We start from the raw sequence: 11,532 nt of genomic DNA, 5'->3' as shown, positions 1-11,532 counted from the left end.
ATTTCCAAGTCAAAGAAGTTCCAAATCCAGCCCTTCCAGAAGGTGTCCGCAATGTAACAACTCCAGGTAAAAAAGGTGTTCGTACAATCGTTGAGACAGTAACCTACACTGACGGCAAAGAAACAGGCCGTGTAGTGAAATCAAACGAAATCACAACTCCAGCAGTTGATGAAGTTGTTGAAGTAGGAACTAAGAAAGCTCCAGTTGTTACCACTAAGGAAGAAACTAAGACAGAAGAAGTAGATTTCCAAGTCAAAGAAGTTCCAAATCCAGCCCTTCCAGAAGGTGTCCGCAATGTAACAACTCCAGGTAAAAAAGGTGTTCGTACAATCGTTGAGACAGTAACCTACACTGACGGCAAAGAAACAGGTCGTGTAGTGAAATCAAACGAAATCACAACTCCAGCAGTTGATGAAGTCGTTGAAGTAGGTACTAAGAAAGGCGTAGTTACTACAACTGAAGAAGTAGTAGAAAAAGAAGTTATCAAACATGGTAGCTCTACAGTGCAAAATCCAGCTTTACCAAAAGGCACAAGAAACGTAAAAGTTCAAGGTGTAGATGGAGAGAAGGAAGTAACTTATACTGTTACGAAAGCTGATGGCCAAGAAGTTAGCAAGGTTAAGAAGTCAGAAACCGTGACAAAACCAGCAGTTGACGAAGTCATCGAAGAAGGTACTGGTCCAGTCATTACCACTAAGGAAGAAACTAAGACTGAAGAAGTAGACTTCCAAGTCAAAGAAGTTCCAAATCCAGCCCTTCCAGAAGGTGTCCGCAATGTGACAACTTCAGGTAAGAAGGGTGTTCGTACCATTGTTTACACAGTAACCTACGCAGACGGTGTTGAAACAGGTCGTGTAGAGAAATCCAACACTATCACAACTCCAGCAGTTGATGAAGTTGTTGAAGTAGGTACTAAGAAAGCTACTGCTCCAGTTGTTACAACTGAAAACGTGACTGAAACTCAAGTTATTTACCATGGCACTATCACTTTAAGCAATCCAGATCTTCCAAAAGGAACAAAACGGATCAAGATTGCTGGTGTTGATGGTGAAAAGACTGTTGTCTACACAATTACTAAGACAAATGGTGTTGAAACAAGCCGAGTTGTCAGAGACGAACAGATTACGAAAACACCAATCACTCAAGTAGTTGAAATTGGTACTAAGGAATCTGGTAGCAGCCAATCAAATGCTAGTCAAGATCAAAAAGATCCATCAGACAAAGCTCAAGATTCTAAAGGACAAGGTCAAAAGGATTCAACTGGTAAAGTTCAAGATCCTAAAGATCAAGCGAAACCAGGATCAGATGCTGCTACAAGTAGTCAATCAGGTCAAACAGACCGTCCACAACAACCTCAATACTCTAGAGTAAATAGAAACGCAGAAGAGAAGAAGAACCTTCCAAACACTGGTGAACATGCAAATGGCCTTGTGGCTCTATTAGGACTTGTTCTTGCAAGTGTAACGGCCTTCTTTAACTTCCGTCGTAAAAAACACTAAGAATTAGGTTGAAAAAATATAAGGCATTTGTGCTTAATCTCCCGTTGCTTTTCTAAAAACAGGGACCAGCAAATGTTAAATAGAAAAGAGGCTGAGATAATATCTCAGCCTCTTTTTGAATCCTAACGTAATAGTTAGACTCAAAATCTTAGCATTAAAGGGAAAGAAAAAAGCCCGATCTTACGAGCTTTGTGTTCAGATGCTTCCTGATAAATCAGGTTATATAAGGCGGTAGACGGATTTGAACCGACGATCAAGCTTTTGCAGAGCCGTGCCTTACCACTTGGCTATACCGCCTTAACCTTTACTATTTTACCTTAAAAAAGGACTTTCGTCAATACACTTGATTCTAAGAAAATGAAATAATACTGAAAACTAGAAAAATAAATGCTGATAAAATCAAGGTTTTCGAGGAAAAATAAAGCAAAAGAGCTTGTCAAATCCTTGAAATTCTGTTATCATAATAGATGCCGTGCAAATGGCAAAATACTCATTTTAGATGAATTGTGGGACTGTTGCCCTTGGGTTGTCCTGCGAGCTGAAATCTAAAAGAGGAAAAAAACAAAAAGGAGAATTTACTCATGGCAGTAATTTCAATGAAACAACTTCTTGAGGCTGGTGTTCACTTTGGTCACCAAACTCGTCGCTGGAACCCTAAGATGGCTAAGTACATCTTCACAGAGCGTAACGGTATCCACGTTATTGACTTGCAACAAACTGTAAAATATGCAGACCAAGCATATGATTTCATCCGTGATGCAGCTGCAAACGATGCAATCATCTTGTTTGTTGGTACTAAAAAGCAAGCTGCTGAAGCTGTAAAAGATGAAGCAGAACGCGCTGGTCAATACTACATCAACCACCGTTGGTTGGGTGGAACTCTTACAAACTGGTCTACTATCCAAAAACGTGTAGCTCGTTTGAAAGAAATCAAACGTATGGAAGAAGACGGAACTTTCGAAGTTCTTCCTAAGAAAGAAGTAGCTCTTCTTAACAAACAACGTGCACGTCTTGAAAAATTCTTGGGTGGTATCGAAGAAATGCCACGCATCCCAGATGTAATGTACGTAGTTGACCCACATAAAGAGCAAATCGCTGTTAAAGAAGCTAAGAAGCTTGGTATCCCAGTGGTTGCGATGGTTGATACAAACACAGATCCAGACGATATCGATGTAATCATTCCTTCTAACGATGACGCTATCCGCGCTGTTAAATTGATCACTGCGAAAATGGCTGACGCTATTATCGAAGGTCGTCAAGGTGAAGACAGTGTTGAGTCAGTAGAAGCTGAATTGGCTGCAACTGAAACTCAAGCAGACTCAATCGAAGAAATCGTTGAAGTTGTAGAAGGCGACAACGCTTAATTCAAATAATTAGTAATTACCTAGGAGGGCGGGGCTTAGCCCGGCCCTCCTATTTTTAAAAAATATAGGAGAAACAAAATGGCAGAAATTACAGCTAAACTTGTTAAAGAGTTGCGTGAAAAATCTGGTGCTGGTGTCATGGACGCTAAGAAAGCCCTAGTTGAAACTGATGGTGACATCGAAAAAGCGATTGAATTGCTTCGCGAAAAAGGTATGGCAAAAGCAGCTAAGAAGGCTGACCGTGTTGCTGCTGAAGGTTTGACTGGTGTATTTGTTAACGGTAATGTTGCAGCAGTAGTTGAAGTAAACGCTGAAACTGACTTCGTTGCAAAAAATGCTCAATTTGTTGACTTGGTAAATGCAACTGCGAAAGTAATCGCTGAAGGCAAACCAGCTAACAACGAAGAAGCACTTGCTTTGACAATGCCTTCAGGTGAAACTCTTGAAGCTGCATACGTATCTGCAACTGCAACTATCGGAGAAAAAATCTCATTCCGTCGCTTTGCTTTGATCGAAAAAACAGATGCACAACACTTTGGTGCTTACCAACACAATGGTGGCCGTATCGGTGTTATCTCCGTTATCGAAGGCGGAGACGAAGCTCTTGCTAAACAAATTTCTATGCATATCGCTGCGATGAAACCAACTGTTCTTTCATACAAAGAATTGGATGAGCAATTTGTTAAAGATGAATTAGCACAATTGAACCATGCTATTGATCAAGATAACGAAAGCCGCGCAATGGTTGGTAAACCAGCTCTTCCGCACTTGAAGTATGGATCAAAAGCTCAATTGACTGATGCAGTTGTTGCTCAAGCTGAAGAAGACATCAAGGCTGAGTTGGCTGCTGAAGGTAAACCAGAAAAGATCTGGGACAAGATCATCCCAGGTAAAATGGATCGCTTCATGCTTGACAACACTAAAGTTGACCAAGCATATACACTTCTTGCACAAGTTTACATCATGGATGACAGCAAGACAGTTGAAGCTTACCTTGAATCAGTAAATGCTTCAGTAGTTGAGTTCGCTCGCTTTGAAGTTGGTGAAGGTATCGAAAAAGCCGCTAACGACTTTGAATCAGAAGTTGCAGCAACAATGGCAGCAGCTCTTGGACAAAACTAAGAATCTACTATCATAAAAAGAACGGGACAAGATTGATTTTGTCCCGTTTTATCTTTATAAGCCTAAGCTCTTGTATATATCAAAAGCTTTCTAATGTGCTTTATTCTATTTAGCCACTCTTCTCATCAAGTTGCTATGTGAAATCACAGCATCAATAAAAATTAGAAGAATACCAAAAATTAAGAGATGAGTAATTTGAGAATAGGTAAAAGTAATTCTAAACTTCTGAGTGAATAGGATTCCTATCACAGTAGCGAGTGTAATGAGTAGATTAAGAGTCCACTTTGTTTTCTGTTTCATCTTGGCCTGTTCAAATAAGAAGGGGATAAAGAAGCAGGCAACCAATATGGCAATCTGGACATTGACATAATGGGCAGAAAATACTGTGTATAGGAACAAGGTTGAAAGCAACCAAGTGAGCACGTGGCGAGTATAAGTGAGCCAATCTAGCGTCATTGGACATTCCTCCTTTTGAGATAATTGTGAATAGGTAAGGTACCTATTCTTTCTGTACATTTCCACCTATATTATAACGCTTTAAAAGTTAATTGCAAGCGGTTACAGCTAAGAATCTGCTCTTTTATAAAGCTTTTTCACTAGTTTGAATTATCAGACCTTTTACCATCCCTTTTCCTTTCAAAATAAGGACTTTTTCGGTATAATATTAGTCAAAGATAGTCAATGTCAAAGATACTTTTGTGAAGCTAGAAATCAGTGTCTAATGTTTAATGAAAGAGCGATTAAAAATAATAAGATTGACTAGAAAGGAAGATCATGAGCGGTAAGAATACTTCAGATAATATCGAAGCCTATATTAAAGCAATTTTAGAGCAGGCAGGTATGGTTGAGTTGAAACGGAGCGAGTTGGCTGATGTCTTCCAGGTTGTTCCCAGTCAAATTAATTATGTGATTAAGACTCGCTTTACTGAAAGCCGGGGCTACGTTGTCGAAAGTAAGCGAGGTGGCGGTGGCTACATTCGAATTGGAAAGGTCGAGTTTTCTGACCGCCATCAGATGATATGTGAGTTATTCGATCGTATTGGAGAGCAAGTGAGCCAACAGTTCTTTACAGATATTATTCAACTCTTGTTTGATGAAAGAATTATGTCGGAACGTGAAGGCAACCTTCTTTTGGCTATATCGTCTGATTGTGTTTTAGGAGTAGATGCTCCAATAATTCGCGCTCGTATGTTAAAGAAAGTATTACAACAACTTGATAGAAAAGGAACTTAAATAGAAATGAAATATTCAAAAGCCTTGATTGTTAGTATAGAAGAAGCCCAGCAACTGGCTAGTCATTTTGAATCTGAGTATTTAGAGTCATGGCATCTCTTGATTGCTTTTTCTAATTATCCGTACAGCGTAGCAGGCTCAGTTTTAAACGATTATCCGCTAGAAATTGATCATTTTGAGGATGCTGCTTACCATGTAGTAGGAAAGTCTTATCAGAAGGAAGGGCAATTTAGTATCCTGCCTTTTTCTCATCGCTTGACGACTCTTTTTAAGGAGGCAAAAGCTATAGCCGAAGCTACTCACGCAAAGGAAGTCGGAACTGAACATATCTTATACGCTATCATCAGCGACAGAGGAACCCTAGCAACTCGTATTTTAGAATTTGTCGGCTTTAGTTATGAAGACAAAGAAGGAGTCTTGCGTATTAATGATTTGCGGAGAAACCTGGAACAAAAGTCTGGCTGGACTAAGAATGATTTAAAAGCAATCCGCAGTCTTCATAAAGGCTTTAATCAAGCCAAGCAAAACATGGCAAACATGATGGGGATGCCACCTACTCAGAGTGGTGGTCTAGAAGATTACACACGAGACTTGACGGAATTAGCTCGTTCAGGTCAGCTCGAGCCTGTTGTTGGTCGAGATCAGGAAATCTCTCGGATGATTCAGGTTCTCAGTCGCAAGACGAAGAATAACCCTGTCTTGGTTGGGGATGCTGGAGTTGGTAAAACTGCTCTAGCTCTCGGTTTGGCCCAGCGTGTAGCTTCTGGTCAAGTTCCGCACGAACTAGCCAAAATGCGGGTTCTAGAGCTTGATTTAATGAACGTTGTGGCAGGGACTCGTTTCCGTGGGGATTTTGAAGAGCGTATGAACAATATCATCGATGATATTGAGAAAGATGGTAAGGTCATTCTCTTTATTGATGAACTTCATACGATTATGGGATCTGGTAGCGGTATTGACTCTACGATGGATGCTGCGAATATCCTTAAACCTGCTCTGGCTCGCGGAACACTGCGTACGATAGGAGCTACAACTCAAGAAGAATACCAAAAGCATATTGAAAAAGACGCTGCTCTATCTCGACGCTTCGCTAAGATCAGTATTGAAGAACCAAGTGTGGCTGACAGCATTGCTATCCTGAAGGGGCTAAAAGAAAACTATGAAGCCCATCATAGGGTAACGATTACAGATCAAGCAATTGAAACAGCTGTAAAATATGCTCATCGTTATTTGACAAGCAAGCATCTGCCGGATTCAGCAATAGATCTGTTAGATGAAGCTAGTGCTACAGTGCGTAACAATGGTCCCCAGAGTCATGCACAAGAGGATTTGAGTCCAGCAGATCGAGCAATTATAGCTGGTCAGTTCAATAAGCTTGGTCGCTTGATCAAGGAAGAAAATCAACCTCTATCAAGTAATTTGAAGGTAGAGGAAACAGATATTCTGACAACTCTCAGTCGCCTGTCTGGTATTCCAGTCCAAAAATTGACTCAGACAGATGCTAAAAAATATTTGCACTTAGAAGAAGAATTGCATAAGCGGGTGATTGGCCAAGATGAAGCTATATCAGCTATTAGTCGCGCAATTCGTCGTAATCAGTCAGGTATTCGAGCGAATAAGCGACCGATTGGTTCCTTTATGTTCTTGGGTCCAACTGGGGTTGGTAAGACCGAGTTGGCTAAGGCTCTGGCAGAAACCCTCTTTGACGACGAATCAGCTCTCATTCGTTTTGATATGAGTGAATACATGGAGAAATTTGCAGCTAGTCGTCTCAACGGAGCGCCTCCAGGTTATGTCGGCTATGAAGAAGGGGGCGAATTGACAGAGAAAGTTCGCAACCGACCATATTCCGTCCTCTTATTTGACGAAGTTGAAAAAGCCCATCCGGATATTTTCAATGTCCTTCTGCAGGTTTTAGATGATGGTGTATTGACTGATAGTAAGGGACGAAAGATTGATTTTTCAAATACGATTATTATCATGACCAGCAATCTAGGAGCAACCAGTTTGCGTGATGATAAGACGGTCGGCTTTGGAGCGCGCGACATTCGCTTGGATCATGCAAATATGGAAAAACGAATGTTAGAAGAGCTCAAAAAGACATACCGTCCAGAATTTATTAACCGGATTGATGAAAAAGTCGTCTTCCATAGCTTGTCAGCAGACCATATGCAGGAGGTTGTCAAAGTGATGGTTAAACCTCTGGTTGCCAGTCTAGCTGAAAAGAATATCCAACTAAAATTCCAAGCTAGTGCCTTGAAACTACTAGCTAAAGAAGGATATGATGTAGAAATGGGGGCTAGACCTCTTCGTAGGACTCTGCAAACCAAAGTTGAAGACAAACTAGCAGAACTGCTATTAACTGGGGATTTACAAGCTGGTCAGACTTTGAAAGTGGGGGTTAAGGCAGGTCAGTTGAAGTTTGATATAGCCTAAATTCTAAAGAAGATCGCAGTAATCTTGATGAACAATTGTAAAAAAACATAAGGAAAGCTCTGATATAACAATTATCAGGGCTTTTTTAATTTTAAGTTTGATATTCGAGTTTAAAAATATTTTTATAAAATTTTATAAAAAACTATTGACAAAACAAAAATATAGTTTATAATAAAAACATAGAAAAAATAAAAATATAAAAAATAATAAAAAGGTGGAATTATGAAAGAAAAAATTGCAATTGTCTTTGGAACCTTTGCTCCCTTGCATCAGGGGCATATCGATTTGATTCAGAAGGCGAAGCGTTCTTACGACAAGGTGCGCGTGGTGGTTTCTGGTTATCAAGGCGATCGTGGGGAGGAAGTAGGCCTGCCTCTGCAGAAGCGCTTCCGATATACGCGGGAAACTTTCGCAGATGATGAATTAACTCAGGTTTACAAACTGGATGAAACGTCCTTTCCTCGCTATCCTCTGGGTTGGAACCAGTGGTTGCCGGCTTTATTAGAGTTGGTGGGCTATGATGCAGAAGGCGAGGAACTGATTTTCTTTGTCGGAGAATCAGACTATCAAGCGGAGCTGGCAAAGCGTGGTTTTGAAACATGTTTGGAAGAGCGCCATGTTGGGATTTCCGCTACAATGATTCGAGAAAACCCTAGCCATTATTGGAAATATATGGCCCAACCTTTCCGCCGTCACTTTACCAAGAAAGTGCTGATCATGGGTAGTGCCAGCAATGGTAAAACGACCTTGGCCAAAGATTTGGCTCGCTACTATGATGCTCCAGTTAGCCTAGAATATGCTCGAGAATACCAGATCCAAAATAACGTACGAGACGATGAGTTGACACCTAAGGATTACTATTATCTACTTCTGGGACAATACGCTCAGACTTCCCGCTTGATTGACAGCAGCGCCAACCGTGGTCTGGTTGTGGCTGACACGAATTCACTAGTGACCAAGGCTTACTATGATTACTATCTGAAAGAAAGTCCAGTTCAAGACGAGGAAACAGATACCTTTGACAATCTCTTTGTCAGCATCTTGTCCAAGGAAAAATGGGATTTGATTCTCTTTGCTGAGCCAGTCGGGACCTATGTCAACGATGGCTTTCGAGATATGAGCATGGCAGATGAGGCTATACGCAGTGATTTTTCTAGTTATCTGAAAAAGCTGAAAGAACAGTACTTGCCTGATCATCCAACTGCCTATCTAGCTGGCAGTTATCTGGACAATTATGAGATGGCCAAAGAAGCAATCAACAGGATTTATCAAGCAGATTAAAAAAGAAAGTGGTAGAATAGAATGGTAATCAAAAATCAAAAACTCTCTCCTGAAGATCTCTGGACAGGACTGAAACAAAAAAATCAAACCTTTGCTCGGAATTTCCGCAATGTCTATATAGCGGCTAAAAAGCTGGGTATTAAGGGAATTGTAAAATTGCTCTGGCAGGATCTATTTGGCGGCCGTAGCTTGGCTCAATGGCTCTACTTACTTGCTCTTTCTAGCTTGCCTTTCATTCTGGAGTTTACCAGTGGCCAGGTGAAGCATGATTGGCTAGGACTCTTTGCTTCCTGGACAGGCATCGTCTGTGTAATCCTAGTAGCTGAGGGTCGGGCTAGCAACTACCTTTTTGGAGCGGTTAATTCGGCAATTTATCTTATATTGTCCTTCAAGGCTAGTTTTTATGGTGAAGTACTGACAACAATCTACTTCTTTATCATGCAGCCAATCGGCCTTTATACTTGGCTGTCCAACCGGGTTAATGAGCAAGATAAGGAAGAACCTTCTCATTTTGAAGCTAAGAAGTTAGACTGGCGTGGCTGGCTTAAATATCTGGCCTTGACGGCTTTGATTTGGATTGGTATGGGCTTTGCCTATAAGAGCATTCATAGTCACCGGCCTTTCCGCGATAGTGTGACAGATGCGACTAATGGTATCGGTCAGCTTCTCATGACTGGCCTCTACCGCGAGCAGTGGATTTTCTGGATTGCGACCAATCTCTTCAGTATCTATCTCTGGTGGGGTAGCAATCTCCATATCCAGGCCATGTACTGGGTCTATACCCTCAATAGTATCGTCGGGTGGTATCAGTGGACCAAGGCAGTGAAGAAAGCTTAGAGCAAGATTTGGAGGATTTTTGATAGAAAAGGATAAGATACTTATGACCAAACAGGCTATTCCATCTGGTATGACAGAAAAAGAATATTATGAAACAATGGCGGATGAATCCGCCTTTTTGGAATGGTACAAGACTCAGGATTTGCCAAAATATGAGACCCCGAGTGTAACAGCAGATATGGTGGCATACTGCTTCGTGGAAGGTCAGATAAAACTCTTGGTCATCAAGCGCAAGGCCCATCCTTATCAAAATAAATATGCCCTAGTCGGAGGCTTTGTGGACAAAAATGAGGATGCCTATCAAGCCTGCATTCGGGAAGTCAAAGAAGAGGTGGGGCTTGAGATACCGCTGGAAAAGGTGGAACAACTGATGACGGTTTCTACACCAGGACGTGATCCACGTGGTTGGGTCATTACTATTTCCCACTTGGTTTATCTTCCGGCTATAGCAGTAGATCAAGTACAAGCTGGCGATGATGCTAAAGAAGTCACCTTTCTTGATGTGGACTTTAAGACAAGGAGCTTTAGGGATGGTGAACAGCTTTTGACAGCAGAGGACTTTGCCTTTGACCACTACCAAATCCTGCTAGAATCTATTAAACGGATTCAGGGTCGACTGGACTGGAATCCAACTTTTCTCCATCTGCTGGAATCACCGTTTACTGTCTATGAAGGGACTGAGCTGGTTAATCTCATCTCGCCTAGACGACCTATTGTTAGCAATAATTTTCTAGTTAAATTTGGAGAATATCTAGAAGAAGCTGGCGTCAAGCGCGTGCCAAAGAAGAAGCCGAGAAAAGTTTATCGGCTGAAGACAGAAAAAACGGCTTAAAAGAAAGTCGAGGATATATTTCTCTTGCAGGGCAAAATTGTCCTGTTTTTCTTATTTTAATGCCGAATAGATAAGTAGGAGCAAATTTCTCATGACAAAAGAAGTAGCATGAGAAGCTTGAACTTGCTTGGGTAGAAACTTTTTAAAGAATTTTATATAAATGATTGACAAATAAAAAACATAGTATTACAATTACATTACAAAAAGATTTCTAAATGTTACAAGGAGGCAAAAGATGAAAACACGTACTTATACCAAAATGATGGCAGTTGTAGTTCTAGCTTCTGGTCTGCTTTTAGGGGCATGTGGTAAGAAAGAAGAAAGCACAACAAGTACTAGTTCTAGCAAGACTGTTCAGACTTCCTCTAGCTCAAAAGCTGCGTCATCCAGCAAGGCTAGTTCTTCTTCTAAGGCTAGCAATCGACCTTCTTCAGAAGTAGCAGTTGGCCAGTCTGGACAAGTCGAAGCTTCTGCCAGTCAGCAACAGTCTACTGTAGAAGCGCCTCAAGCCCAACAAACGCAGCAAGCTTCAGGTCGACAAAATACTCAGAGTCAAGCAACTCAACCAGCTCAAGCATCGGAAAGCAATCGCTAGCTTCAGAATAAGCAGGCAGCCAGCAATGCTCGCTATAAAGGTGTCTTGACTATGGTGGATGGAGATTTCTCAGCGGCTGCTGGTACTTGGAAGGATGCCAATGGAAATACTGTGACTGTATCAGGCAACGGCCAATTCACAGTCCAGTCTGCAGATGGAAAGACAGCTAATTATTCCATCGCTTCCTACTCTTATACGCTGGATGATGGCAAATACAATGCTCAGTTAAGCGGGCCAGGCAATGCCAATCTGCAGATTACAATAGGAGCAGATGGTTCAGTAACAAGTGTTGTGGTGACTCAACCCTAAACAGAACAAAAAGGAAGTCCGATT

9 protein-coding genes, 1 tRNA gene and 1 pseudogene are annotated in these 11,532 nt (G+C 41.3%); 9 read left to right on the top strand and 2 right to left on the bottom strand.

Features of this window, described 5'->3' with window-relative positions; all coding sequences use genetic code 11:
• Positions 1 to 1,499 (top strand): G5 domain-containing protein (locus PCY06_RS10490; protein WP_301390589.1); only part of this gene is annotated, 1,499 nt, incomplete at its 5' end.
• A 226-nt stretch (positions 1,500 to 1,725) separates the two neighbouring features.
• Here the strand turns inward: PCY06_RS10490 and PCY06_RS10485 are convergent.
• Positions 1,726 to 1,796: transfer RNA gene (locus tag PCY06_RS10485), tRNA-Cys, on the bottom strand.
• Positions 1,797 to 2,080: 284 nt separating this feature from the next.
• Between PCY06_RS10485 and rpsB the strand changes: the two genes are divergently transcribed.
• Positions 2,081 to 2,863: a 30S ribosomal protein S2 gene (gene rpsB / locus PCY06_RS10480; protein WP_008809924.1), complete on the top strand. Its 783-nt coding sequence runs from the start codon at positions 2,081 to 2,083 to the stop codon at positions 2,861 to 2,863.
• A gap of 78 nt (positions 2,864 to 2,941) precedes the next feature.
• Positions 2,942 to 3,985, top strand: coding sequence for a translation elongation factor Ts (tsf, locus tag PCY06_RS10475; RefSeq protein WP_008809923.1), 1,044 nt, complete (start codon positions 2,942 to 2,944; stop codon positions 3,983 to 3,985).
• A gap of 105 nt (positions 3,986 to 4,090) precedes the next feature.
• Here the strand turns inward: tsf and PCY06_RS10470 are convergent, their stop codons facing one another.
• Positions 4,091 to 4,441 (bottom strand): hypothetical protein, encoded by a 351-nt coding sequence (locus PCY06_RS10470; protein ID WP_008809922.1) that lies wholly within the window; start codon positions 4,439 to 4,441, stop codon positions 4,091 to 4,093.
• Positions 4,442 to 4,759: 318 nt separating this feature from the next.
• Here PCY06_RS10470 and PCY06_RS10465 point away from each other — a divergent pair, with 318 nt between their 5' ends.
• The 6 genes and pseudogenes from PCY06_RS10465 (at position 4,760) to PCY06_RS10440 (ending at position 11,508) form a co-directional block, all read left to right on the top strand.
• Positions 4,760 to 5,218: a CtsR family transcriptional regulator gene (locus PCY06_RS10465; protein WP_008809921.1), complete on the top strand. Its 459-nt coding sequence runs from the start codon at positions 4,760 to 4,762 to the stop codon at positions 5,216 to 5,218.
• Between the two features lie 6 nt (positions 5,219 to 5,224).
• The gene (locus PCY06_RS10460; protein ID WP_061582819.1) at positions 5,225 to 7,654 is read left to right on the top strand and encodes an ATP-dependent Clp protease ATP-binding subunit; all 2,430 of its coding nucleotides are present in this window, start codon (positions 5,225 to 5,227) and stop codon (positions 7,652 to 7,654) included.
• A gap of 222 nt (positions 7,655 to 7,876) precedes the next feature.
• Positions 7,877 to 8,935, top strand: coding sequence for an AAA family ATPase (locus PCY06_RS10455; RefSeq protein ID WP_061599161.1), 1,059 nt, complete (start codon positions 7,877 to 7,879; stop codon positions 8,933 to 8,935).
• 21 nt (positions 8,936 to 8,956) lie between these two features.
• Entirely contained in the window at positions 8,957 to 9,772 is an 816-nt protein-coding gene (pnuC, locus tag PCY06_RS10450; RefSeq protein WP_061599163.1) for a nicotinamide riboside transporter PnuC, read from the top strand.
• A 43-nt stretch (positions 9,773 to 9,815) separates the two neighbouring features.
• Positions 9,816 to 10,604 (top strand): NUDIX hydrolase, encoded by a 789-nt coding sequence (locus PCY06_RS10445; RefSeq protein ID WP_061582816.1) that lies wholly within the window; start codon positions 9,816 to 9,818, stop codon positions 10,602 to 10,604.
• A gap of 235 nt (positions 10,605 to 10,839) precedes the next feature.
• Positions 10,840 to 11,508, top strand: a pseudogene (locus PCY06_RS10440) (DUF6287 domain-containing protein).
• Positions 11,509 to 11,532 lie beyond the last annotated feature (24 nt).

Origin of the sequence: Streptococcus sp. SG1, assembly GCF_030439935.1 — a bacterium.
Lineage (GTDB): Bacteria > Bacillota > Bacilli > Lactobacillales > Streptococcaceae > Streptococcus > Streptococcus gordonii.
The sequence above is the reverse complement of the archived record's forward strand: the minus strand, read 5'-3'. Positions and strand labels throughout refer to the sequence as shown.